This is a genomic window from Halorientalis salina, from assembly GCF_005049285.1.
Classification (GTDB): Archaea; Halobacteriota; Halobacteria; order Halobacteriales; family Haloarculaceae; genus Halorientalis; species Halorientalis salina.
Genome location: NZ_SOSC01000005.1, coordinates 192204 through 218289 on the forward strand (window position 1 = coordinate 192204; position 26086 = coordinate 218289).

The window sequence follows — 26086 nt, forward strand, 5'->3', positions numbered from 1 at the left end:
AGAAATTTTCGCAACCGACGGTTGTCGAGCGGGCATCTATCCACGATATTCCGGTCCGAGCAGCGATTGGGTGCCTACGGACTTCTGTCCGGTAGTATCACTGTGTCGGCTTCATCACCCGCCTGTTCGGTCCTCGGTTCCGAAAGAACGTCAGAACACTCGTCCCTCACGGGAAGGTGGGTGTATTCGCCTTGAGTTTCTTTGAGCTACCCACGACTGAAGTCGTGGGATTCAGCGTGGACTCCCGTTCTACCCGTGTGACACGGGAGGAGAATAGCCTCCGTTCACGTTCAGCGTCCCGCTGTTCAGGCGCACGCCCAAGAGTGCGCCTCCGTCAGCCCCGTTTTGGTTCCGACGGAGATACCGTAAGCCGATGTTCTTCGCTGCATTGTAGTCAGCGTGGTTTTCGTAGCCACATTTCAAGCACTCGAAGTCCTCACTATCGCGGTTATCGGGGTGCGTGAATCCACAGTGCGAGCACCGCTGTGACGTGTTCTCCGGGTCAACCTGGTCCACGTCGATACCATACTCGGCGGCTTTATATTCGACGTATTCGTACAGGCGGCTGAACGTCCACTTGTGCCCCCACGACGCACCAGTCTGTTTCCGGATGTCCGTCAAATCCTCAAACGCAATCACTGAACACCCGTTCTCACGAGCTTCAGTGACTAACTCGTTCGCTATTCGGTGGAGCGTCAGTTTGAACCGACCTTCTTCTTTCCGTCCGACTGACTGGATGTTCTCGTGCGCCCAGCGCGTGCCGCATTGCTGGAGCGAGCCACGGCGGTTCTCGTACTCGCGCCGCCAGTGGTCGAACTCGTCACCCGTCCAGAACGTGCCCGTTGATGTGACGGCCAGCTGGTTCACGCCGAGGTCAACCCCGAGAACCGTTCCGTTCTCGGTGGTCTCCGTGTCCGACGTGCCAGACACCACGTTCTTTTTGCAGTGAACGTGAAGCATCCAGTTGCCGTTCGTGTAGTGCAGTTCTGCACCCGTCGTTTCGTACTCGTCGGAGAAGAAGTACTCTGAATGCGGTGTGTCACTACCCTCGTTGGGTAGCACGTAGTCGGCTTCGACGCGACCGTCTGTCGTGGCAAGACTCACGTAGTCGTCGTGGAAGGTGGCGGTGCGGTGGTCGTAGACGACATGTGGCCTGGTGAAGCGTGGTTTTGACGCTTTCTTACCTTGCTTCCAGCGAGCAACGACGCTTTTGCAGGCTTCAGCAGCCTTGTTCCGAGCGGATTGTACTAGTCCGCCGTTGAAACCGTCCGTTTTCTCACGCACATCATCGTAGGTTTCGTCGTCCAGCGTTGTTTTACTGGTGGTGACGTACTCGCCTTTGAAAGCATGGTCTGTGACGTACTGGGCTGCCCAGAGAAACGTGTCTACGGTGTCTTCGAGCAGTGCGGCGTCGTCGCGATCCACGTCGAGTGCAACGGGGACAGTACGCCGCACCTCCATATGTTATATGTAAAGAGAGTATTTCTTAAACATTAGGGAGTCGGCCTGCTGTCGTCGGTGGATTGAGGCGTAGAGTGGACGGATTCATCCCACGAGTGAACTCGTGGGTTTTCTCCTGCATATCGTATAAGGAGCAGCATGAGATACGACACTGTATGACCCAGCCATGGGACGAGTTTCGTGAGGACATCGCATCCGGTGATGCAGAGCGTGCCAATCGCGTCGTTGACCAGATCGGCGAGTGGGACATCGACGAGTGTGTTCGATCGTTCGATGACTGTTTCAACGGTGTAACGACGCTGTACGTAACGAGCGACGACGGCTACGTTCGACAGTCGTGTGTCCGCGTCGCGTCCGAGCTCGCACCCGGACTCGGAGCAGCCGTTAACCTGGAGGACGAGCAGGCAAGTAGTCCAGACCGAGAAACCATCGCCGACCAGACGGATGCACTATGTGGCTTCTTTCTCGAAGCGATGACCGACGGTGACGGCCGAGTCCGACAATCCGCCAAGCGTGGACTGGAAGATGTCTTTCGGACCTACGACGCACTCGACGACCGCGACACCATCGAGGCCATTCGCGCAGAGCTAGACGCAATGGCCACACACTACGACGGAAAACAACGAGAGCATCTTCACGAAGCCAAGCGTGCCGCAAACACCACTCTCGAATCTGGCCTCGCGCGAATGGTCCGAGATGTCGCTGAGGAACTTGAGTGACCCTGCCTTATTTCGCCCGGGGCAATCGTCCTTGTGAGGAAAACCGTCGATCAGTCACCATCCCAAGCAGAACGGCTTTCTATCGCACCAGGTGATCACGTCGGCAGAAAGCACTTACCGCCGTGACAGAAATCGGTGGGTATGTCTCGAGCGTTGGTCGGACACCCACGCGTCCGGTGAGCGGTTCGCGCGACCGCCTTCCCGGGCCGTAGCGAGCTGCACATTCGGACGCGTGGACAACTCATGAACGAGGAAGATCGACTTCGACGGGAACTTCGCGCAGCGCGCGAGGAACTGATTCGCAAACAGTCACAGTGTACCACCGAACCGGACGTATCCGAGAGCCGGCTCCCGCTCATGCCTGACCGAGACGAACAGTTCCTTCGGCTGGCGCTGATGTCCGTCGACGAACTCGAAACCCACATCGAACGGCTGGAGCGAGACATCGAGGACCTGCGACACGGTATCGACCACCCGGAGGAGTAACGCCATGAAACAGTTCCCGTCGATTCCACGAGTCGCGAACGCACCGGACGGCCTCTTCGAGAGTGGCCACCTCTGGCTACTCGAAAAAGTCGACGGGGCGAATTTCCGGTTCCAGCTACGCCAGTCCGGTCGGCTCAAATTTGGCGATCGGAGTCGTGTATACGAGACACCAGAGGATGTCCCCGACCCGTACCAACACGCCGTTCGGCACGTCCAGACGGAACTGGACCGAAGCGCTCTCCAGGAGGCGGTCGACGACGTCGAAGCCATCGTGTTCTTCGGCGAAGCGATGCACCATCACACGATCGACTACGACTGGGATCGAACGCCGTCGTTTCTCGGATTCGACGTCTGGTCGGCGACCAAAGAGCGGTTTCTCCCGCTGGACACCGTCGAGCAGATTTTCGAGCGACTGGGACTCCAGTCAGTGAACGCCTTCGAGCGCGAACGAAACACGCGGGATTTCGACCCCGGTTCGTACACCGTCCCGCAATCGGCATGGTACGACGGACCCGCCGAAGGTGTCGTCATCCGTAACAAGCAGGGCCAGCGTGCGAAACTTTTGCACCCGGATTTCCGGGAAGTCGACGATACGGTCCCCGTCGACGGCTCGGCAATGGTGCTGGCAGAGAAATACGCGACCCGACGCCGGTTCGAGAAGCTCGCGGCCAAGTTCGAGGACCAAGCACGGACCGTCACATTCCAGCCCCTCTACGAGCAAATCCTCGAAGACATCACCCGAGAGGAGCACAAACAGCTCTACCACGGCGATCGGTCCGTCGACATGAGTGAATTCCGCTCCGAAGTCGCCGCACGGACGCGAGCGTTTATCGACGATTACGAGCGCGATCAGGGAGGCAACGATGCATGAAGGTGTATCCGAAGATTCCGCGATACGATCACCCGGTCGTCCCGACGGGTTTCTTCGACCGGACGGATCTGACGCTGCTGGAGAAGTTCGACGGGAGTTCGTTCCGGTTCACGTTGTACGACGACCGCTATGCGGACCGGTATCCGAATCCGGTCGTCACAGCCGCGGACGGTGACGGGAGTCTGGTGTTTGGAACGCGCAAGACGATCCGGGGGAGTCACCGGGATTCACTCGACGACATCGACGGTGGGCTACACCGAGCCGTTCACTGTCTCCGGGAGGGCGTCGATACCGCTGCACTCCGGGCGCTCCACACGGAGTTCGACGAGCCTCTGATCGTCTACGCCGAGAACCTCGTCTATTCGACGCTCGACTACGGATACACGGACCAATCCCTCCCCGCACTGATTGGATTCGATATACTGCCGTATTCGGCCATAGAGACCATGACGGCCCCGGGAAACCCCTACGAGGAGACGTTCGAGGGGTTTTGTGATCTTGAGACCGCCCGGGAAGTGTTCGATCGAATCCGGATTCCCGACGTACCGACCGAGAGATCGTTCACTCCGGCGACGGTTCTCGGCAGCCCCGGGAAAGAGTTCGATCCCGAGTCGTACACCTTCCCGAGGTCGTCGCTGGCCAACGACGTTCGCGTCGAGGGTGTCGTAGTTCGGAGCGATGAATCGGGTCGCCGGGTAAAACTCGTCCGCGACGAGTTCGAGGAACTGAACCGAGAGCAGTTCGGGCAACAGCCAGACGAGGCGGAATCGGGTGCGGAGTTCGTCGTCGCGACGTACTGTACGCCAGCCCGTATCCGGAAGCAAGTGCGAACGATGGTTCTTGAGGAGGGTCGAGAGTTCGGTCCGCACCTGAACGACGATCTCTATCCTCGGGTTGTCGAGGATATCTGGGCCGAACACTGGCAAGACCTGATGGACCTCGACGTGTCGTTTACGCCGGCCGACGTCTATCCGCTGGTCGCTGAGCGCTGCATCACTGAACTCCGGAAGATGGAGACCAACGCCGAACTGAACGACACTGATCCGACGACGATCTGGGAACACCTCTCGTGAACGAGGGCAATCGCGACGCCACAGAGCCGACTGCAAAACAGGAGTGTGCTTCGGCAGTTCAATTACGCACACCCTGTACCAAGTGAAATACAGCCAACACACTCAAAACCGGTCAGACTGATTCAGTGCTTCCATCAGGATTTTGCGATCCCGCAACAGACGATTTTCGAGGTAGCTCCCTTCTCCCTGGCCACCGCCAGTATGATTCGATTCGGTAACACCAAGGAATGACTGTTCTTTGAGAAGACGATAGACTCTGTCTTCCGTCAGTGGTTCAGAGGCCAATCTCTCGGCTATCGTTTTGTATAGTAAGATAACGACTGTATTGACAAGTGAGTCCGACTTGTGAATCCTCAGCCTTTGTTTCGACAGCACACCACTAATCAAGCCTTCTGAAACTTCGTTTACTTAGATTCAGGGTGGACATCCTAACTAAACGGTTTTCGAAAACCGTTCACTCAGAGACCATCACCGAGCTTGACCCTTTAACAGCGACCGAACACCGGTCTGGTACCAATTCGTGGCACCCGAAGGACCACTCGATTAACTTCCTGCTCTATCCGTACCCGCGTCTTCGTGTGGAATGGAGAATTCTTGCACACCGGAAAATGCATTGTGAGGATCAGTGCCAGGATCCAGATGGATGAATCACCCGCCGTAACGTACCTATCGAGCTCTCCCTCTCAAATCCGGACCCAACTATCTTCGAGGCGGGTTTTGAGGAAGATTCAGCCCCGACAGTCGTGCGATCGAATCCGCTCAACCATCCCAAGTCGTCCGCAGACAGGGCATTCCATCAAATCTTCCTGTGACTCTGCGTCGAACTCCTGTAAGGCCGCCCGTAGATGCCCAATCACAGCAGGATGGACAGCCCGAGTGTACGCCTGGGCCAGTTGGTGGCGAACGGCTTTAGTATCCACTCGCTTTTTCATACACCACTCACCCGGTCAGCCAGCGCATCGCCGAAGTGTTCGTACAGTCGGCGATCAGCCCAGCCGCGTTTCTGCGCAACGAAGGCCATCCACTCGTCGATGCTTGCATCCACTAATTCGGCTACGTGCTCACGGTCGCCATCGGGGGCAACCGCGACGACAAAACCGGAGACAGTGTTGTAGATGTGATCGGTACCAGTCGCGTCCGTGCCACAGAAGAGCCATCGTGGCCGGACGGAAACGTTTTCAGCTGTACGCGTGTTTGTTGCCATGGGTTCTCTCAAGATTCAGGAACCCCAGCTCGCCTGTATCAGCAGGCGGGCGACTTTCTGCGTAATATCGCCCCATAGAGCCGGTGTTCCTATCTAATTGTATGTACCGAAGGGACCATAATACTTTTGCTATTGGTAAACTATAGTGGCATACTGAAGATGGCCCAAGGGAAACAAACAGTCTCCGACGAAGACATCATTAGCGCGTTCAAGTCCAATGAGGCTCCCTTCATTACGTCAATTGAATTAGCGAATGAGTTCGGGATGACGCGCCAGTGGGCGCACAATCGACTGCAGGCGCTGCACGATGCAGGCACAATCAAGCGTAAGAAGTCAGGGCCTCGAAACGTAATTTGGTGGTATCCAGACTATTAATCCTCGCTCCTGGTGTCCGCCAAATACTGTTCGCCGGTCGGTGAGATCCAGTAGAAGCGTGCGCGACCCCCTGGATTCTTACTTTCGAGATGCCCCTCGTCTTTCAGCTGTTTCAGTCGTTGATCAGCCCATTGCCGCGTCTTCCCAAACTCATCGGCGAGTTCTCGGGCTGTAAATGCAGGGTCTGGTGACTCGACGAAGAACAACAGTACCTCGCGTGTCGAGACCGAGGGTTCTGGGCCGCGTGTCACACCCAGAGTTACAGGAGCGATAAATTAGGCATTCCGCCACAGTTCTATTTACTATTAGCAAAGGTTAAGTGCGCGCTGGAAGTCACTGCTATTCAGACTCTTCGCGGTGGTGTTGTCGCCCACGAAAATGGCGACCGTGTGCCTGCACGGCCGCCGCGTGGAGCCGGAAACACCGACATGTTCGTTTCGTCCACGAGGGGTATTCAATCCCCCGTACGATCAGTCGCATCGCCCACAACCTCACCAACCACGGGAGTCCGCTTCCGATGACGGCCCTCGAACACCTGGAAGCCCGTATTGCCGACCTTGTGGCCACTGTCGACGCCCAGCAAGCCAAAATCGATAGCCTCGCAGCTGACCTCGAAGATGAACAGAAAGCCCGCCAGGAGACCGAACAGCACCTCATGGAACTCGAAACGACCTGCGAAGAGCAGACTGCCCTCATCGACGCACTCCGAAAACGCACAGGCACAACCCAATCTCAAATTGCCGAACTCCAGGCTCGCGAACTCGAAAAGGGTGCCCACCTCGAATATGAACATGTCTCACCCACCCAGGAGAAACTCGACGTCCCCGATGACCGCCTCGAACGCTTTTCTGACGAGGAGGGTACCCAGCGCGTCCGCCTGCCTGACCACGATGACCCACTCGGCCGCAGCGAAAACACGCTCCCCACAGCGGATCTCCTGCCGATACAGCAACTCGCCCGTATGGATGAAGAAACGCTCTCGACAGCTACCAATACCAGGGCAGACTACATTGCCGCCCGCATCTGGGGTGAACGCACTACCCACAGCCTAGGCAGCCTCTGGAAGAAGGGCTGTCGAGAGGTTGCCGCGTACGTCGACGCCAGCGATATTCGCGTGTTCATCAAGTCGAATCTCGAACGCGAGGACGAATCGCTCAGCCGTGGGTATGCCAAGAAGTTAGCCGGTCGCGCGATGGAGCGGTTACGCGAACTCGCCAAATCTCGTGTCTATATCGAACGCCGCACCCATCGCAAGGACGGCCTCGAATACACTGAACGCCGGCTCGTCCTTCCAAGCGATGCCGATATCCCGGGTAGAACGACACTCACCGACGACACTCCGGGGACAAACCCTGTCACCGGATAGGGCTGTCCCCGGGGGTAGGAACACCGCGATGTAACCACGACCACCCACGACAGGACACTCAGCACACCCCACGCGCTGTTGCTTGCACGGGTCCGTTACTGTGTGGTCTCGCCCTCGAACGGCTCTCGACGGCACTAGCCGGGACCACCCCAATGCAGTCCCACCGGGGACAGCGTCTGTCTCCGGGTGGACACACAGCAGAAGTCAGTGACTATCACAGAGGTCAGGTTTCGGCGGGACAGATGAAGTAGTACACAGAGGGAAGATTTATTCCGTCTGAATTCGGAATATTACGTATGGAAGAACCGCGCTCCGAATTGAAGGCAGATGCTGCCGAACGCGGTGAGTCACCGGACTTCGATACATTGGCCCCACCAGCGGACCTCGTCCGCGGGGACCGAACACGGGACGACTTCTTCGACGCAGTCCTCGGACTTGACAGTCCGGCAACCGCGAGTGAGGTCGCCGACCTCGCTGGGCACGGTGTCGATGCTGCACGTGAGTATCTGGACTGGTTTGAACGGATGGGGATCGTCACGCAGGTCACGGACTCGCCGGCCACCTACGAGCGGAACCAGGCGTACCTGAACTGGCGACGCGTCCAGACGCTCCGAACAGACTACACGACAGAGGAACTCCTCGACTTGCTGAAGACGGAGTCGGAGCGTGCGGAGACGCTAGCAAGGGAATTTGACGTCGCATCACCCGACGAGATCTCTATCGCACAGTATGCGGCTGAGACCAAACGATCCATCGAGGAAGTCTGGGAGGACCGCTCCGCGTGGCAGACGGCTCGTCGCCGGATCGCGCTTCTCGAACGAGCACTCACCACTGAGTCCGGTGACGCCGCCGTATGAAGCCGACAAATGGGTGGCAACACTCTTGAAACTGGAAATATAGCGGAAAATACGTACTTTCTGACTGAGAACTTGGTCACACACCCACGGTGGGTCTGTGAGAAGTGGGTATGTGTTTTGATGAAGTCTCCCTTAGGGACACGCCTAGAATCGAACCGGACGGCAGCGACTAGCAGAGGAAGAAATACATCCAAGCCGGTATGTGAACGATACCGTCCTCATCGTCCAGTACGTCTGAATTGTTGACACAGATTCCGAAATCAGCGTCACGCTCTTCGATGAACTGCTTCAGACCGCGGAGCGATCGCGATGTGGCGTCACCGTTCTTGACTTCGATCGGAAGGAGGTACTCACTGCTGTCGAGAATGAAGTCGACTTCGCCACCCGAATCGTTGTAGTAGATGTCCGCGTTTTGGGCGTTCGAGAGGAAGAATTGTAGTCGCCGAGTGTGATCGCAGACAGCCGTTTCGAAGATCGGTCCCATCGCGTCCGGTTTCTCAAGTGTTGACTCGGCGAGCGTGCCATTCAATGCATTGTAGATCCCGACATCCTGTAGGTAGATTTTCGGCAAGCCACCGGAGGAGTACTCGGAACCGCTGTATGTCGGACAACGGTTGATCAGATAGAACTCGTCCAAATGCTTCAGATACGCGTCAACTGTTTGTCGGCTAACATCTGCTGATTCGGCGATACTGGACTTGCTCACTTTCGATCCTGTCGACGCCGCTATGAGTGAGAGCACTCGAAGCACTTTTTCCGGTTTTTCGACCTGGAACACGTTCGCGAGATCGCCGGTGACGGTATTCCGCAAGTCAGTGTCCAGAACAGTGTACGAATCTGGGACGGTCTCGTTGAGAACCCCAGGATACCCGCCCTTGAGGAGATACTCATCTTTCAGTCGCTTCAGCTGTGGCTTTTTATTCTCGTAGAGTCCGAAGAACCGTGAGAGTGCACCACGGAGCGCCGTCGAATCACCCTCGCTTACACTCTCGGCGAGTTTTGAGCGTAGTTCGGTGGACTCGTCATAAACCGTCTCCTCGTCGATAACTGACTCGTACCGGACGTACTCAATGAATTTCATCGGCATCATGATTCGCTCGTCCATCCGGCCGATGAGCGTATCACCCGCATCACTCTTAATCAGAGTACTGATCGAGCCAGTAGCGACAAACTGGAGGTTCGAGTACGTATCGGTGTAGTATTTCAGTGTATCTGCCCAGTTCGGAGCTTTCTGGACCTCGTCGATGAAAACGTAAACTGTCCCATCTACATCCCGGAAGTCTTTCTGGAGGATATTGGTCTTGAACGTCTCGATTGCCTCCTCAATCACTCCCTCAGGATTCGAGAGAACCGCACTGTTTTCGATCGTGAGGTAGAGAATTCGATCACCAGGGATGTGATCCTCCGTGAGTAGCGATTCGATCAATTGTCCACAGAGCGTCGTTTTCCCTACCTGACGAGGCCCACGGATCGTCATAATCGGCCGCTGGGAAGTCATCAATCGCTCTCTGATCTTGTAGAAGTCGCGACGACGATGTTCCGCCTTCTTCAGCGATTCCTGCACTTCCTCGCCTTCCCACCAAAGATTCATCCGATTCAGCAGGGCCAGTAGATTTGCTTCGTCCATATCCCTGTTTGAAACGGAAAGCTGATAATATTGTTGACTGCAGTTAACAACATTCCTCGAAGGCTGAGTACTGGAGTATACAATATAGCAGTGAAATTAGAAACTGAAGGCCGTGGCATCCGGCCACCGGATGACCGGCCTGCCGAGACAGACTGTTCCAGTTCCAACCCTCACTCCGAGGGAACCGGAACCATCCGGGACCGGACGCACCGACACCTGATGCGGATATGTCACATCCGGTTGACTGGCGTAATGTTCTATCGATGGTCCTCTTTTAGATTGAAGACCGGCAGCGTGCCTTCTGGGAAAACTAACATCCGCTCCGGTTCTTTCCCTCCGAATCAGGCTCTCAGAGTTATTTTTCCGAACTCAACACATCCTTCTCGAACCCACTTGCTCTGACTCGCAGTGGGAACCAGCCCTCCTCATCAACACCCAGGAGCGCCTCCGAATACCCGTCCTCATCGTTCCCAGCCTTCGCGGTCCGGACCCAGTTGGCCTCTCGCTCACTCAGCCCGAACCACTCCGCCAGTTTCGCAGCCTCTTCGTTCACCCGGTGGATGACGGTCATCGAACACAGGTTCGCAATCGTCCTGGCCTCCGGCGTCAACGTGAACTCGCCACCCGTCTGCGTGATGAAGTGCAACGAGAGGTCGTAGTGACGACTGTGCCTGACAGCCATCTCTAGGAATTCCAGTGACGTTGCGTCGTTCATCAGATAGTGCGCTTCGTCGATCACGAAGATGACGCGTTTGTCCGTCTGCTTCGCGCGCTCATAGACGGCGTTGAACAGCACAGACATCATCAAACTCGTCTCTGTCCGTCCCCGTGCACCCTCTTCTTGATGCAGATCGAGATAGAGAACCTTCGAGTCGAGGTCGAATTCCGTTGGCTCTGCAAGGTTTGCGAGGTCGCCATCCGGCCGGAATGACGGTCGAAGGTCCGTCAACAGTGACTGGGCATCGTCTTTGACGCCAGCTATTTCGCCGTCCGTTGGATACCCGAACGAAACAGGGTCGTCCAGCAGATCCTCCAGTACCCCGATGACGTCACGGATCGTCGGTGACGTTCGGTGATGCGTGTCTGGGTCGCGCGTAATCCCCTGGCGTTCGTAGGCTTCCTGGACTGCTCGGCGAAGCGTCTGTTTCCGATCTTCAAGTGGATTGTTCGCAACGTGGGTGAAGAAGGTATCACAGAACGTCAGTACCCACGAGATCTGTTCTGCCCACGGATCGAGATCGGGAACTCGATCAAGCACGTGCTGTGGAGTCGCTTTCAATTCAAGCGGATTGAATCCGCGTCTGCCACCGACTGTAATCCGTTCACCACCGAGGGCGTCGTTCACTGAGGCAAACCCTTCCATCGGATCGAGCATAACGATCAGCGTCTCCGGGTCGTACATCGCCCGCCTGAGTAGCTGCAGTTTCGTCGAGAATGATTTTCCAGCACCCAATTGTCCGATAACCATCGAACAGTAGCCCGTCTCCCTGTTGAAGCGATCGAGAATCAACGGACTCTCGTTCAATGCGTAGGTCCCGTATTCGATCCCCGGTTCGGCAAACGTCCCCGAAACGAAGGGGAACATTGCACCCACGGCACCGGCGAGCATCGGCGTCTTCGCATCGAGCGATTCATTCAGTTTGTCGACGCCGATTGGACTCCCAGAAATGAGCGCATCAGACTGTGCCCACCGTGGCAATACTGGTGTGAGGTTCGCGGGTGCACGCCGCGTCGTTTTCTTCACGCTATCAGTCTGGAGGTCCTCGCGGTCTGTTGCACCAACTGTGAGATACATCGAAACGTCGAACGCACGCATCGACGTATTCCGGAGGACGTCGTACAGTTCGCGGTGGTCTTCGAGGTCTTTCTGGATGCCACGCGCACTCGCTCGGTGTTTCTCGGAGAGATACTCGAATTCGGCTTCGAGGTCTTCTAGCTGATTCTCCAGTGAGTCGAGCGTTCGCTGGGTATCACGCGGGTCGAGATGGAGTGAGATGTCCGTCGTACGTGTATCACTCGAAGAATACAGCGCTTCTAAGAGTCCGTCAGCCGGTGCGTCAGCAAACTCACCAATCCAGAGTGTTTGGGTCCAGCTCTCACCAGTCCGGATTGCACCTGGCGTCTGCTCGATCGAAGAGGGTGCGACGATCGATGGGTGAATCTCCGACACGTCTTCGAGACGTGCATCTTCTGAGTCGTGTGAAACCGAAATTCCCGAGTCCTCATCTTCGCTGTTAGTGCGTTCCTCACTGGCTGGCTCTTTCTGCTCGGCCTGCTCATCCGACGGCGTCGATCTGGACTCCTCACCGTCGTCTTCGAGAGCGTCTTCGTCTGGTCGGACGACATCACTACTCATTGGCCACTCCGCTTTCTGGCGACCACCGGACGTGACCGAAGAGCCTGCTCCGTATCTCCATACGAAACCGTTTCGCCAGCCCAAAACGAGGCCACGAGTTCGACTGCCTCACTCGCAGGGATTGAATGCGTGCTACAGCCCTCGATCTCGCGAAGCCCGCGTTCGACACGGTTTCGTCGCTGTGTAAGCTCCCCGAACATGGCTTCGCGTTGTTCGGATACTGACGGGGCCAACCAGGCACGGACGAGTGTGCCGACCACCGGGAACTTCGCAAGATTCCAGATGACGCTATCGTGTTCGAACTGCACCTCTTCAGGTCCAACAGTGACGATCACGTAATGATCGCGGATCGTCATCTGGCGTTTTTCGAGGTCGGTCTCGTACCACTCGATGTAATTCTCGATCAGTGCCCGTAGTTGGGAATTCGCTTTCACATCAGCGTCCTGCAGTCGTGCTTCGTAGTGGCCGAGATAGTCTTCGATGGGAAAGTCCTGTGTCGTCGAGTAGATCTGAATCGGAAACTCGACGACCGTGTTCAGGAAGTCCTCGAAGGAATCTGCTTTTCGCGCCCACTCCTCGCCCGTCGCCAGCGCCATGTTCGGTGGCTCGACTTGCACGAGTCCGATAAGCGTGCCATCGGTCCGCTCAATTGCTTCGTGGTCGGGATGAACCCGTTCGACCTGTGTATATTCCGCTGTCTCGTCGTGTTCGTCTTCAGTGTCGTTCGAGTAGAAACTGAGGACCATCTGTAGCCAATCGATACTACTCGTATAGTTCGGCGTCAACGAGACGAAAACCACCCCGAATGTGATGGCCACTCCCGCAATGGGGAGCGTCAGTGTCTGGACGGAATAGCCCGCAACTGCTGCAGAGGGGAAGAGCAGTTGCGTACAGAGGACGACGACCACGCCCGGAAAGAGCGCCAGGGCGACGTCGACGAGGCTATAGCTCCCGATGAGATTCGCATCGGTGTTCAGCGATTTCGGAATGCGTTTCGACGGATCGGTGTGTGGTGTCTGTGCCATTTAGTTGATGTAGCGTGGTCGGTCGTCGTCATCGTGCGTTCGAGTCGTGTCACGATCACGGAGTGTCTCAAAATTCGAAGATCGATTCTGCTCGGAGTCCTCGCTCGCGGTGTCTGTCGGAGATGAATCGGTACTTCCAGCGTCACCGCTCTGGGAGGCGCTGCCGCCTCCATTACTGCCGCCCCCACCGTTCCCGCCGTTCCCGTCACGACTGTCGAACACTGTTCGTAGTCGCGTCGAGGTCTCTGCGAGTTGTGCCCCGGCCGAGTGGGCACGCGATCCACCTGAGTCTAACAGATACTGTCCGTCACGGGTAGCCGCCGGCTTGCCCTCCGTTCCACGCGAGAAGTTTCTGCCAGCATGCTTCGTTTTCGACCCTGCTTCACGGGTCTTCGCAATCCGTTTCTGGCCACGAGATGCTGACATCCGGTGTGATGCCCGATCGGCGACGAAGAAGATCGCCCCCGCCTGCCAGAACAGCACCAGTGGCGAGAGGACGGCGATGAGCGGGATGATAAGGGCCGTAAGCCACAGCCCTAATCCTTCCATTGATGGATCGACGCTCGACCCCAAGAGTTCGCCGAGTCTGAACAGGATTGCAACCGGGATCGTCATGAACAGGAACGGGACGTAAAAGCCCGCCAGCCGGCTCACGAACCGCGAGACGAGAACGAACGGCCCGACGCCCGGAATCCATAGTGCAATCAAAATCGGCATCAGCAGGACGAACAGATAGAGCACGACCTCTCGTGCGAGATAGATCAGTGCAATCAGCACGAAGAGGACGAAATCTGCTGAGAGTGTGATAACGGTACCGAGAACACCCAGTGACCCGAACGAGAGCGTCTCGAATAGTGTGATGTCTGAGAGGGACGGAACGATGATATCGGCAAGTGCAGCAGTAAATCGCAGTGAGAGCGCTGCGATCCACCACCACATCAGAATACCCAGTAGGCCGGAGAACGAGCGTTTCTTGAGTTTCGTCCGGTGGTAGCTACTGAAGAGGTGGCTCGTTGTCTCGAAGAAGATCACGAGACCGATGGACACGGCCCAGAGGAACAGCGCCAGTGGAACGGTGTTGTCCCAGTAGTAGTCGTAAATCCCAGGCCACGCTCCGTTCGTGGGTGGGCCGAAGACTGCATTCGGGTGTTTGGTTCCGACGACTACCTCAACTAAACTATCAGCATGCTTTTCGATGACCTTTGTTACCGGCTCGAAGAGCGTCGTTAGTACTTTTTCCGCAGCACCGACAATCACGTCCTGTAGGGATTTTAGCTCAGCCATTATTTCTGAACCAACTCAATCTCCGCTTCGGTGCAGACATACCGGCCAAATGGTCCTGTTTTGATACTCTCTCCCGTAACTTGGGCTGAAATCTCCTGAGAAAGTATCCCCTCAGACGCAGTCCCTACAATGACCGTCATGTCGACTGGTCTATCGTCACAAGTCGGCTGATCGTTCTCAGGAAAGACAAGAGGAGGGTTAATACCCACAAAACGTCTACTTTCGCCGGGCGTGATTATCGATTCATCCGGATCCTTATTTACAAAATAGGGAAGTCCGGGACTTGATGTCAAGTCATCATTTGCGGCGTAATTTGGCGAGTCTTGGTAGGAGATATCGTATATCCATGTTGGCGCGGTACCAGTGTTAGATATTTCAACAGATAGCTTTCCATAATCTTCGTCATACTTCTCCCGATGAAACTGCTGGGCGTCAGTAATCTCAAGCGACGGTTCGAGATTGATTGAGACGGTTTCTGTCTCGATATCTTCTCCAATGAGCACCAGTTCGTGGTCCCCAGGCGTATAGTGGGTATAGCCACCCGAGAGTGGATCGACATCCAGAATCTGAAGACGGACTGTCCGTTCGCCCGTCGCGACCGACTCCCGAGTGAATAACTCGCCGTCGGGTCCGATCAGATTCACTCGCGAAAGGCCATGTCCATCTTTCAGATGAACCACGAGATGCTGTACATCGAACTCGACTTCCTGAACCAGCGAACTCTGATCGGCTGGATCATCCGGAGTCGTTTCCGAATCAGTACCTGGTGAACCGCGCTGTGAAAGCCCGACAACACCGGAGAGAATGCCGATGGCACCCAACCCGAGGAGCGAACGCCGTGTCCACTTCGAGCCGACAGAGCCGCTGTCTGCGTCTTCTGCGGATCGACGCATCTACACACCCCTCCAGGGTGGCCAGACATCCCAGCCGGTTATCCGGTCGATGAGGAACACACCGACGAGGAACATCGATACTGGAACCGCAAATCGAAACAGCGTCCCAAACCATTCGAGGATGGTTCCTCTGGCATAGACGACATCTGAATCTGGCGTATAGCCAGGTGTATTCCACCACCAGAAACTGGGCACATACCTGGCAGAAAAGGCACCATTTGCCCGCGGGAGTGTGGCTATGACCGTCCCGTTCTCGGTCGTATTGAACCGCTCACCGGCCAGGACGACGTACCCATCTCGCTGTGCTGTTTCAATTGGCTTGCCCGTTGCGTTCTCCCGCAATGAGAGCTTGATCCGCACTGAATCCGATTCCCGGTCGAGAACTTCGAGCGTAAGATTGCTCTCGTAGATGGACATCTCTGCGAAGGACGACGGCTCTGCTTCGACCGTTGTGCCGCGAACCAAGCCTTTGGCAATTACGTTGGAAAGGTCGTGATCCGTCGTTCGCGTCCGTGTCGCGATCCCGAAACTCGCCTCGTATGGCTCAGTGAGCGAATCGAGGTTGATCGCATCGGGAAGCGTCGGCGGTGACGTCGTCTCTCCGTAGGTTTCCAGAAGCGTCACGTTCGCACGCGGCGACACTGACGGCCCCGTCTCGATAGGGAACGCACTCACCTGCAACGGTTGGGATGGCGAGCGAATCGTCTGGTGTCCGTCTGCATCCGATCGGGTCAGAACGTCCCAGTCCTGATCGCGGGCAGTGTAAAAGCGCCAGACACCGTTGACATCTCCATTTGGGACGGTGTGGCCAAGCCACGGGTCGCTCTTGTAGACGACTAAGCCGAGATCACCGTTGGGATACTTCGCGCGATACCCCGATATCGACAGGTCATACACTGAGACGTCGAGTGTATCCCTGACTGTGAGTGTTTCAGAGGCGGCTTCTCGGTCGCGGATAACCTCCGTACAGTCGCCATCAGCACTCCGATTCGTACAGCGTTCGGTGATCTTCGTAAGGTCTGCTTCGATATCGGCCGTGAGTGAGAGTGTTAGATCATCGCTTCGATAGCTGTCGAGGCCCTCGTATTCGAACTCGACTACCTGTGCTCCATCCTGTCGTGAAACGACGGTATCGTCGACGAGCAGTCTGACCTCTTCGATGCTCGATGAACGGTATTCCCAGATCGTCCGCTCCCCAACGGGGCCAGTTGGCTCAGGAATCTCGATTCGGTAGTCGACAGCTCCCAGCAATTGGCCCGATGGTCTGATATACAGCGGCTGCTCACCGCTTGTAAGCCGTGCGCGTGTCGACGGCTGGACGGCAAAGATATTCGCGGTCGCGTCCTTGAGGAAGGTCCGGTCTCGAAGCCTTGCATCCGAGGGATAGACCGAACGTCGTCGATCCGTAGTCGGATACTCTCGTATATCCCCACGATTCCACTGTTCGACTTCTATGGGTGGTTCATCGAGTGGGATGTCCGTCCCGTTCGCAAGGACAGCGAGTGCTGATCGTGATGGTCCTTCATACTCTTCGGGCGGGATGAATTGATCACGGTCACCGGACCAGAGGATCGAAAACGTCTCTGTATCCAGCCCGTGATCGGTTTGATTCGGTGGTGAGCCGAGCGTGGCTGTTGCTCCAGCAGAGGGTGTGACCGTGGCTGTCGAAACAACGGCGGTCATCACGAGTAGTCCGAGACCACCGAGGAGGGATCTCAGAAGCCGCAACTCGCCCCACCTGCAACGACGTTGTTCAAGAGGAACTGCAGGATGACGGTCGCCAGCGGTGCAACGATCACACCCCAAATGAGCGCCTGATTGCGCAATTCTTTGATCTCTTTTTTCAGGTCGGCACGCCGCACCGCGGGCGTTGCGACCGTTGCTGCCAGAAAGAGCGTCCCACCAATGAGTGGCCCACCGAACTGGATGATCGAGAAGATGTTCCGGACCGTCTCTGCCATATCGGTCGAACAGAACGATTCACCGACGGACTGTGCCAAGACGGGGTCGACAGCAGTGAGACTCAACAAGAGCCCGGTGAAAGCGGCCATCCGAACGGAGCGAGCAAATCTGATAAACGAACGACGAATCGAGAGTGATTCCTCTGTCTGTGTTGTGTCAGTTGACATAGTTGCTACTCAGCGCGTCACTTGTGTCAAAACCAACCGAGGGAAGGAATTGACCCTAAAGCGACTAGTACGGATGAAAGAGTGCAAGGTCTGAAGATAAAGATATTGTATTGCGTCGCAGTCGTGCGTTTTTGGGTAGTAGTACGCAACTATCTGGTTATAATATAGTCCGGACTGTGTCACGTTTGTCTCGTACAAATGTTACGCTGACGCAAAGATGATATTGAATATCTCTCTTAAATCAACGACAAAGGACTAAACGCCCCCGTGTTATACGCTCAGTGTGGCCTCAGAAGACGACCAGTATCGTATTACAGATCTGTCTACGATCACTCCAGAGAACTTCAAATACCGAAATTTACAGTTTCTCAAAAGTGACCTGGAGTATGAACAAACTGGTCAGGAAACGTTCGAACAACTTCGGCATCAGATCTGGACCACACGGAACGGAGACCTTCAGCGAGTTCTTACGGAATTCCCATACAGTGCATCACTCAAAGAGCAGTGTGCCGGATGGATGCATGCTGTCGTTGGGAAGCACTTTTTCCCAGATGCAAACCACCGAACTGCTGTTGCCCTCCTCCGAAAACTACTAAATGATAACCGAATTCGGTATGCGAAGTGGTCTCTTGAACGACTTCGAGACGCACGTCAAGACTCTCATGCGGTTCGTCGTGAAATCGAGCCTGTTCGGCTAGATACGTTGTACCGAAAAGACCAACTCTACCACGTCTGGTGGAGGTTTTTCGATGATGAGCTCTCGATCCAGAAGAGCGGCGAAAGTTAGCTACTCGTCGTCTTCAGGCTCATCAGCTAAAACTGCATATAGATTCTTATTTTCTTCGACGTCACGGGCCATATCCCGCTCAGCGTCCCAGTTCATTCCCATGGTAGTTCAAAAGCGGTGCCAAAACATAGACGTTGGGATTTTTGTACCGTCCCTCTTCAAGACACAGCCCAGTTCAGCCAATTTCAAAAAGAATCACTCAGGAAGTGTCTTCTTTCCAGTCCGAACGCACTCCCAGCAGGGGAACTCATCGAAACACTCGGTGCATTCCTCGGCCGCTTCTGAAGACGTATCCGTGTCCTCAGCCGACTGGTCTGACCCGACAGTCGTCCCTCCATCAGTCGCCACGTTTGACGATGCTGCAGCAAGAATCGGTCGTCGAATCGCAACTGCAACGCGGTGTTTACACGCACCCTCGAAGCGTGCATCTGCCGGGCAGGTGCATGCTGTCGGAAGGCCATCGTGGACAGTCACGAGGTATTCGTGATTTTCGGGGTCTGCGTGGCTCCCGTTTCTGATGTGAACACCTTCTGGCGTGAGCGTATACTCGAACGCTTCGTACTGAGCGCGTTTTACAACTCGATTCGTAAACTCCAGTCGGGAGAGTGGATGTATCTCAGACATTCGATCAGCGGGCCACACACAAAGATGTGCCCCGCACCCCTCGGGGGCAATAAAATACGTCGCCGGAGCGTTCACCGGAAAGCCGGTGTGTCTTCAGGCAGAGTGATAAGTGAGGTGAGACTACCAGTCACTCCCGAGTGACTGTCGTGCCTGTTCGTATCCCGCATGTGTACGCCAGGTACTCCCAGAGCCGACGTGTTTGACCTCATATTCACCCTGACAGGTACCACACCGATATCGCTCGTTGGGATACTGAACCGGTTTCGAGGCACGATGTCGAGAGACTTGCCAGTCACAGTCCGATTCGATACACGCGAGTTCTATGCGCGCATCCGTGAAGGATCGACACTGTAGCGGTGCATCGACCTCGTTGGCTTTCTGGACAAACCGATCACCGTGGCTTGACTCGCCGAAATGAGCGAACTCCCAGGCGTGGACGAGTTCGTGTGTAAACTACCCCACCCTACTCGCTCACGGCTTCACCGTTCGCTTCGTTGAGAGTGGGGATTTCGCGTGGACTCCCGTTCTGGCCGCCGTCGGCGGCAGGCTCGTAATTGCCGTTCACGTTCAGCGTCCCGCGATTCAAGCGCACGTTTACGGGTGCGCCTCCGTCCGACGACTTTTGCGCCGAGCGGAGATACTTCAGGCCAATATTCTTCGCCGCGTTGTAGTCCGCGTGGGATGAGTACCCGCACTTCAGGCACTCAAATACGTCCTGTCCATTCGAGGTCGGGCGGTTGTTCTCGTGCGTGAATCCGCACTTGGAACATCGTTGAGAGGTGTAGGCAGGACTCACTTGCTCGACCGAGATACCGAACATCTCGGCTTTGTACTCAACGTACTCGAACAGGCGTCGAAACGCCCACGCGTGGAACTTTTTGGCGCGAGGCATCTGCTCACGAATCCCCGTCAGGTTCTCGAACGCGATCACGTCGCAGTCGTTGTCAGCGGCTTCCGCAACGAGTTCCTTCGAGACGGTGTGTAGGAAGTGATCGTAGCGTCCCGTCTCAGTTCGTCCGACTGATTGGATGGTTTCGTGAGCGGCCCGCGTTCCACGCTGTTGGAGCGACCCGCGCCGCTTCTCGAACTCGCGGTGCCAGTGGTTCAACTCCGACCCGTTCCAGAAGGTGCCTGTGGATGTGACGGCGACGTTTTCGATGCCGAGGTCAACGCCGAGGACTGTCCTGTGCTCGTCGTTGCCGTCGTCGGTAGTCTCGAACTCCGCGTCCGCCTTTGTTCGGACGTGAAGGTAGAACTCGCCGTCGCGGTAGTGCAGTTCTGCGCCCGTCACCTCGTAGTCGTCGTTGAACAGATACTCTGAGTGGGGCGTCTCGCGGTTCTCATCGGGCAGGACGTACTCGGCGGTGATGCGTCCTTCGACGGTTGAGAGCGTGGCGTGGTCGTCGTTGAACGTCGCACACCGCTTGTCGTAGACGAGCGTCGGCGCAGAGAACTGCGGCTTCCCCGCGTAGTCACCTTGCTTCCAGCGGGCGACGACGCTCTGGACGGCGTCGGCGGCCTTGTTACGGGCGTTCTGGACGAGGTTCGCTTGAAGCCTCGTCTCTGCCCGTACATCGTCGTATGTTTCGCGTTGAAGTTCGGATTTGCTCGTAGTCTTGTACTCGCCTTGCCACGCGTAGTCTACGACGTAGTTGGCGGCCCACAGGAACTCGGAGATGGTTTCGTGGAGGAGGTTGGCCTCACTGTCGGCCACGTCGAGTTTGACGGGGACGGTACGACGCACCTCCATCCGTGTTTCAGATGTGACCCTATGTCTTTAAATTAGTAACGTTTCGGTGGGGGAGTCAGCCAGCCATCGAGCGTGGGTGGTGTAGTACCGTGTCGGTTTCCTCTCCGACCTACTCGCTCGCTACGCTCGCTCCTTGAGGTCGGAGGCTCCACCTTGTATTCCGCTGAAATGTCCCACGCCAGTTGATCGGTATCAAGATCGAGGGCAACCGTCTTTGCATAGGTTGCTGCTCGTTCGAGAAGTTCTCGTTTGGTCAGTGGAGTACTCGGTCGTTTCTGCCAAATCGAGGCATCGAGAGTCAGTTGTTCAATCATAGTAATTGAGAGCGCACGAGTACGCGCCCTCGCCCCTCAGGGCGAGAAAATCAGCCTGGAACTGTCGGTTATACTGGAAGCAGCGCGAAAGCCCCAATTTACTCGTGGCTTCCTCCTTGACTCTCTGTAACGCCGGTTTTTCAAACAAAATCACAGAGATAAAAAGCTGAATCTTCTATCGATCCCCCGAACCAACTTCGGTCTCGCATATATTTGGATAATGCAAAGATATATTGAGCGAGCCAACCTACAGAGGGTTATGACCGAGTTCGATCCAGCCCCAGAATCTGACGCTCCCCAGCGACGGGACCAAGAGGGAACCGACACCTTTGGGCGTGTCTACGACGTCGTCCTCGGGATTACATCGCCGACTGCATACACTGAGATTGCAGAGCTTGCGGACTGTTCTCCCAACGCTGCGAAAAAGCACCTTGAACGCTTGGTGGAGATGGGCATCGTTCGCGCAGACAGCAACAGTCGCCCTGCGAGATACGAACGAAACGATGGATATCTGGAATGGCAGGAGGCCAGTCGGATCGCAACCGACCTCTCTCTCGAAGAGATTATCGACCGTGTAGAGGCGCTTGAAGCTCAGCGCAACGAATACGAAGCGCAGTTTGAGACGACAAATCCAACAGACGTCTCCGTGGTCGACCATGGTGATCACGACACCATCCATGACCGGATGATTGCTGTCAGTGAGTGGCAAGGTTTAACCCGGGACATCCGCCTCTATGAACTCGCTCGCCAACTCTCCCAGAACGATGGGCATCTCATTCCAGCGTAATGAGTCAGCCACCGGAGGATTCGGGGTCTGATTCGACAGGGCCACCGGATCGACAGACATTGCGCCTCCTAGAGCGACACCTCACGTCGGATTCGCTCATCGCCGAGACAGCGTTCAAGCCGGACTCGTATGAGCCGCGTCTGCTCAGTGCACGACTTCTCGAAAGACGATATCCAGACTCGGTGACAGCGACTCGATTCGACATCCGGTGGTTTACGACTGGTGACTTTTCGTTCCACTACGTCGAAAAATGGGATGATGGAGAACACTGGGAGTGTCGCTGGGATCGCCATCCAAATACGCACAACACCCGGTTGCACTTTCATAAACCACCGTCTGCAACCGAAATCACGGATCTCGAACTACCGTCACAACATCCACTTGAAGTCTACAGGCGGTTCAGGGCGAGTGCCTCGGGGCTTGACCCCGAGGGTGAAGCCCGTCACTAAACCGATAAACCGCCAGAAGGCGAAGTTTCACAACACTGCAAACAGATAAACCAATTATGCAGAAGGAGTTAACCAAAACCCTCGTGTTCCAACTGGACATAGACGAGGGGGACCCGCTCCTTCTGTCCGAAGCGTTCCTCGAAAGCCGTCGCGCCTTCAACGAAACGCTCCGTCTCGACCGGGAAGGCCGAGACTGGGGCGAGATCGAGGACACCGTAGCGAAAGACGCCAACCTCGTGCAAAACACGGCTCAACAGGTCGTCAGCAAAGCCCAAGACGCCCTCGAAAACTACTACGACAACGACGACTGGGGAATGCCGTGGTACCACCATGACGAGTTCCCATTGCCGATGAACTACGGCGAAGGCTACAACCTCTTCCTCAAAGACAACGGCACTGTTCGGTTCCGCATCTCTGCAAAACCGTACAAACAGGTGAAAGGCGAACTCCGTGGTAGCCCCGACCAGTTCAATCGTCTCAAAACCGCTATGACAGACGACGGCTGGCGTGTTGGCACGGCTGAAGCCATGCAGAAGAATGGCCGGTTCGAGTTGCACGTCACGGTCACGTACGAGCAAGCAACCGTCCGGTCGAAAACCGAGAGTGACACAGTGGTTGGTGTGGATATTAACGAAGATTGTGTCGCCTTAGCTGCCTTCACCGACGACACGATAGAAGATTCAGTGGTGATTGATTTCCCCGAAATCAAAGAGGAACGCCATCGGTTCTTCACGATGCGAAAACGAATGCAGAAGCATGGGCAGACTGCATTCAACGACCAGTACCGTGACAAAGAACAACGGTTCGTACACGACCAACTCCACAAAGTCTCACGACTGGTAGTCGAGTGGAGTCAGCGGTTTGACCGCCCCGTGATTGTCTTTGAAGACCTCAAGGGCATGAGAGACGATATTGAATACGGAACGCGAATGAACCGCCGTCTCCACAGCCTACCGTTCACTAAACTACGGGACTTCATCTCGTACAAATCCGCATGGACTGGCATTCCGTCTGACGACGTGGAACCGGCGTACACGAGTCAACGCTGCCCACGAACAGAGTGTCGGCACACAACGCGAGGGAATCGCCACAAGAAGCGGTTCAAGTGCCAGCTTTGCGGGTTCCAAGACCACAGTGACCGAAAGGCGGCAGTCTGTGTGGTACAGGAATGGTTCAAGAAACAGCATGAGAATGTGCCTGCTCTCAACACACTGCCACAGGTGCGGAAGTGGGAGTTGCGACGGCAGGCATCGGGGCCTGTGGACGGCCCGACCGTGACCCAACACACCGACAGAGGCCACCATGCCGATGGTGTCGCGGGTGTGTCCGACTAATCCACGGGAAGAAGCCTCGGGGTCGTACGGAAATCTTTGATTTCCGTGATGACGAGACGCTCCGCGTCTCGAACCACTTGACCCCGAGGCAGTTCACTCGACAGTGCTGTCTGCGATTGAACAGCGCCTTGAGACACTGTGGTCGGCAAGATGACAGTGGAACCGACTGGCATTCGAAGCCTGTGTCTCGGCCCGGTATTCGAACGAAGTGAGAGTTAACATCTTCCCCGTCCCGAAGGCGGAGTTCTCTCCTCGCAGAAAGATAGTCGTCTTTATAGTGTATATGCGGATGCATCGCTGAAGATGTCTTGTGGAACGATACGGCATAAAAGTACATCTGTGGACCGAAAATCCCCCTCTTTGTGAAGCCGATTTATACGCGTGTATATCTTCAGGTCGATACTCGTACTGTCTCGCTCAGGAACCGCTGACTAAGACAAAAGATCTAATCAATCAGATAGACTGCAATACCATCACGATCACAGACTGGGCAGATAGTCGTCTTCTTCTCAACCGATGTTCCACAGTGCCGACACTCATAGAGGCACGGCGACTTCCCGAAGAATCGTCGAAGGAACCTCATTGGCTCTCTCCCTGTTCCATCAGTGCGTCCCGATGACCTCGAATCGTCGTGGTTGAAACCCCAGCAACGTCTGCAACGTCGGTCTGTCGCAACCGAATATCGTCGTCCTTCCCTGCAAGCCATAGACACGCACCTGCCACACCCGCTGGATGACGGCCCACAGCATAGCCACTGTCCGTTGCGTTCTGTGCAAGTTGCAATCCCTCGTGTTGAACCTCTGCAGGGAGATCAAGGGCAGCCGCCTGTCGTGGAATGAAATCGGCAGGCGTTCGCGGAGCGACTGGGAGTTCGAGTTCGGTATTGAGGACACGATATCCACCGGCCAGTGCTGACTCCGTACAGCGAGCGACAGCCCCAACCTCATCGAGTGTCCGAGAAAGGCCGTTACACCGACAGGCCCCATAGACGCTCGCTGCTGCGAGTGCCTCGATCGATCGACCAGTGAGGAGATTAGCCGTTTGTGCCGACCGAAAGAGGCTGGCTGCCTGCTCACGGAGCGAATACGAGAGGGAGAGGGCCGCTGTCAGTCGTGCGATCTCCGTACAGCCATGGCCGAGATTTCGTTCACGCTTTGATTGCCATCGTGCCCTCCCGTGCTCACGACGGAGTCGCCGAAGCTGTCGGTGTTTTCGTGATGAGAGTCTATTCCCCTTTGCATCACGTCCGTCCCCGATTTCTGTCGAGAGCCCACGGTCGTGTCTGGTTTCGGTGAGTGGCGCTCCCGTCTGGGCAGGTTGTGCGTCATCGCCCAGAAAATCCATCGCAGTAGCCCCGTGATCTATATGATATTCGTTGACGATCAGTCCACACTCGGTGCAGGCGATCTCGCCGCCGTCTGTCCGAAGATTTCTTTCACAGTCCGGACATGCCGTTGCAGTACTCTTCTTTCCAGTCTCTTCGTCGAAGCCGCTCTCGTAGATGTCTCTCAGGCTCATTTCGATCAAAGAGGACTCATGATGAATCCCCTCACCCCTGAGGGGAATACAAAATCTCCGTAGAGAGAAGTAAGCAGGAGTGGCTACGCTGTCTTGGTTTCCGAGGTCGTGCGAATGATCAGTTCTTGTTGGTTCCCGACCGATGTAGCGAGTTTCTCTTCGATGTACTGAATGGCCTCTTGAGAAGTGAACACACCCCTGTCGAGCATGTCACCGACCACAGCTTTTAACGCCCGGAATTCTCCCAGTGCGTACCCGTCCCCAACAGGTTCACCCTCATACCACCGCACGGTTCTGAGTGCACCATTGCCAACCGTCGATGCATCAGTCACAGTTTCACAATCGTACTGCAATCCAAACCAGAGTGTTCGGTAGGCTGTAACCTCGAAGTCTCTATCGACGATATAGAACGCTTCGTGATGGAGGTAATCCAGGTGTTCAGTGATAATCTCTTCCGTAGTGATGGCGGTCGCCCACGGATCGTGATCGATCTGTGCTTCAGAGAGCGTTGCTTTTCCCACAAGTCGACTGACCGTCTGGTCGTCATACGTCTCAGTGAGTGCATCGAAGAGGACGTCAGGTGTGCCGTCTGCTGAAGGTGAGCCACCGAATGGCGTGACCCGGCTGATGGCATGTTTCAGTCTGAGGTTGCACCCACCCCAGTGACTGTAGTGGAGGTTGTAGAGGCTATCCGGCCGTTCGTATGCAACAAGTGCTCTGTGTCCCATGTGGGTCATGCGGGAACGCTGTATCGCCCCGCACCCCTTGGGGGCCAAAAATAGACGTACGAGACAGTT

22 protein-coding genes and 1 pseudogene are annotated in these 26086 nt (G+C 55.8%); 9 read left to right on the forward strand and 14 right to left on the reverse strand.

Annotated features, from left to right (window positions below; all coding sequences use genetic code 11):
• Nucleotides 1-206: 206 nt before the first annotated feature.
• A pseudogene (locus E2481_RS11735) lies at nt 207-1461 on the reverse strand (RNA-guided endonuclease InsQ/TnpB family protein).
• A 155-nt stretch (nt 1462-1616) separates the two neighbouring features.
• On the opposite strand from E2481_RS11735, the gene E2481_RS11740 reads away from it, so the two are divergent.
• From E2481_RS11740 to E2481_RS11755, 4 genes are all read left to right on the forward strand, one after another.
• Nucleotides 1617-2180 carry a hypothetical protein gene (locus tag E2481_RS11740; protein ID WP_136717341.1) on the forward strand — a complete coding sequence of 188 codons (564 nt, stop codon included), beginning with the start codon at nt 1617-1619 and terminating at the stop codon, nt 2178-2180.
• Nucleotides 2181-2423: 243 nt separating this feature from the next.
• On the forward strand, nt 2424-2666 hold the full coding sequence (locus tag E2481_RS11745) for a hypothetical protein (protein ID WP_136717342.1): 243 nt from the start codon (nt 2424-2426) through the stop codon (nt 2664-2666).
• 4 nt (nt 2667-2670) lie between these two features.
• The gene (locus E2481_RS11750; protein ID WP_136717343.1) at nt 2671-3537 is read left to right on the forward strand and encodes an RNA ligase family protein; all 867 of its coding nucleotides are present in this window, start codon (nt 2671-2673) and stop codon (nt 3535-3537) included.
• Nucleotides 3534-4610 (forward strand): hypothetical protein, encoded by a 1077-nt coding sequence (locus E2481_RS11755; protein ID WP_136717344.1) that lies wholly within the window; start codon nt 3534-3536, stop codon nt 4608-4610. The genes E2481_RS11750 and E2481_RS11755 overlap by 4 nt, the downstream gene beginning before the upstream one ends.
• 102 nt (nt 4611-4712) lie before the next feature.
• Here E2481_RS11755 and E2481_RS11760 read toward each other — a convergent pair whose 3' ends face one another.
• Both E2481_RS11760 and E2481_RS11770 read right to left on the reverse strand, forming a co-directional pair.
• The gene (locus tag E2481_RS11760) at nt 4713-4985 is read right to left on the reverse strand and encodes a hypothetical protein (protein ID WP_250137805.1); all 273 of its coding nucleotides are present in this window, start codon (nt 4983-4985) and stop codon (nt 4713-4715) included.
• Nucleotides 4986-5538: 553 nt separating this feature from the next.
• Nucleotides 5539-5814 carry a hypothetical protein gene (locus E2481_RS11770; RefSeq protein ID WP_136717346.1) on the reverse strand — a complete coding sequence of 92 codons (276 nt, stop codon included), beginning with the start codon at nt 5812-5814 and terminating at the stop codon, nt 5539-5541.
• Nucleotides 5815-6706: 892 nt separating this feature from the next.
• On the opposite strand from E2481_RS11770, the gene E2481_RS11780 reads away from it, so the two are divergent.
• Complete coding sequence (locus E2481_RS11780) at nt 6707-7555, forward strand: hypothetical protein (protein WP_136717348.1); 849 nt, start codon at nt 6707-6709, stop codon at nt 7553-7555.
• Nucleotides 7556-7851: 296 nt separating this feature from the next.
• Complete coding sequence (locus tag E2481_RS11785) at nt 7852-8412, forward strand: DUF7342 family protein (RefSeq protein ID WP_136717349.1); 561 nt, start codon at nt 7852-7854, stop codon at nt 8410-8412.
• Nucleotides 8413-8581: 169 nt separating this feature from the next.
• Here the strand turns inward: E2481_RS11785 and E2481_RS11790 are convergent, their stop codons facing one another.
• The 9 genes from E2481_RS11790 to E2481_RS11840 form a co-directional block, all read right to left on the reverse strand.
• Nucleotides 8582-10039 (reverse strand): ATP-binding protein, encoded by a 1458-nt coding sequence (locus tag E2481_RS11790; RefSeq protein ID WP_136717350.1) that lies wholly within the window; start codon nt 10037-10039, stop codon nt 8582-8584.
• Nucleotides 10040-10394: 355 nt separating this feature from the next.
• Complete coding sequence (locus E2481_RS11795) at nt 10395-12395, reverse strand: VirB4 family type IV secretion system protein (RefSeq protein WP_136717351.1); 2001 nt, start codon at nt 12393-12395, stop codon at nt 10395-10397.
• Nucleotides 12392-13420: a hypothetical protein gene (locus E2481_RS11800; RefSeq protein ID WP_136717352.1), complete on the reverse strand. Its 1029-nt coding sequence runs from the start codon at nt 13418-13420 to the stop codon at nt 12392-12394. Before E2481_RS11800 ends, E2481_RS11795 begins: the two co-directional genes overlap by 4 nt.
• Nucleotides 13421-14704: a hypothetical protein gene (locus tag E2481_RS11805; RefSeq protein WP_250137806.1), complete on the reverse strand. Its 1284-nt coding sequence runs from the start codon at nt 14702-14704 to the stop codon at nt 13421-13423.
• A complete protein-coding gene (locus E2481_RS11810; protein ID WP_136717353.1) occupies nt 14704-15597 on the reverse strand; it encodes a hypothetical protein in 894 nt (297 codons plus the stop codon). The genes E2481_RS11805 and E2481_RS11810 overlap by 1 nt, the downstream gene beginning before the upstream one ends.
• The gene (locus E2481_RS11815) at nt 15598-17280 is read right to left on the reverse strand and encodes a hypothetical protein (protein ID WP_136717354.1); all 1683 of its coding nucleotides are present in this window, start codon (nt 17278-17280) and stop codon (nt 15598-15600) included.
• Nucleotides 17281-17312: 32 nt separating this feature from the next.
• Nucleotides 17313-17558, reverse strand: a complete 246-nt coding sequence (locus tag E2481_RS19000) for a hypothetical protein (protein ID WP_250137807.1) — start codon at nt 17556-17558, stop codon at nt 17313-17315.
• Nucleotides 17559-18708: 1150 nt separating this feature from the next.
• Nucleotides 18709-19137 (reverse strand): SWIM zinc finger family protein, encoded by a 429-nt coding sequence (locus E2481_RS11830; protein ID WP_136717356.1) that lies wholly within the window; start codon nt 19135-19137, stop codon nt 18709-18711.
• 463 nt (nt 19138-19600) lie between these two features.
• The gene (locus tag E2481_RS11840) at nt 19601-20887 is read right to left on the reverse strand and encodes an RNA-guided endonuclease InsQ/TnpB family protein (protein WP_136717357.1); all 1287 of its coding nucleotides are present in this window, start codon (nt 20885-20887) and stop codon (nt 19601-19603) included.
• Nucleotides 20888-21460: 573 nt separating this feature from the next.
• Between E2481_RS11840 and E2481_RS11845 the strand changes: the two genes are divergently transcribed.
• Genes E2481_RS11845 through E2481_RS11855 form a run of 3 tightly spaced genes read left to right on the forward strand, consistent with a single transcriptional unit; the run spans nt 21461 to nt 23771 of the window.
• The gene (locus tag E2481_RS11845; protein WP_136717358.1) at nt 21461-21988 is read left to right on the forward strand and encodes a DUF7342 family protein; all 528 of its coding nucleotides are present in this window, start codon (nt 21461-21463) and stop codon (nt 21986-21988) included.
• The gene (locus E2481_RS19220; RefSeq protein ID WP_136717359.1) at nt 21988-22437 is read left to right on the forward strand and encodes a hypothetical protein; all 450 of its coding nucleotides are present in this window, start codon (nt 21988-21990) and stop codon (nt 22435-22437) included. The genes E2481_RS11845 and E2481_RS19220 overlap by 1 nt, the downstream gene beginning before the upstream one ends.
• A 56-nt stretch (nt 22438-22493) precedes the next feature.
• Nucleotides 22494-23771 (forward strand): RNA-guided endonuclease TnpB family protein, encoded by a 1278-nt coding sequence (locus E2481_RS11855; RefSeq protein WP_136717360.1) that lies wholly within the window; start codon nt 22494-22496, stop codon nt 23769-23771.
• 579 nt (nt 23772-24350) lie between these two features.
• On the opposite strand, the gene E2481_RS11860 is transcribed toward E2481_RS11855, so the two are convergent.
• Nucleotides 24351-25289, reverse strand: coding sequence for a transcription initiation factor IIB (locus tag E2481_RS11860; protein WP_136717361.1), 939 nt, complete (start codon nt 25287-25289; stop codon nt 24351-24353).
• An 83-nt stretch (nt 25290-25372) separates the two neighbouring features.
• Entirely contained in the window at nt 25373-26017 is a 645-nt protein-coding gene (locus E2481_RS11865) for a DUF6735 family protein (RefSeq protein WP_136717380.1), read from the reverse strand.
• Nucleotides 26018-26086: the final 69 nt, after the last annotated feature.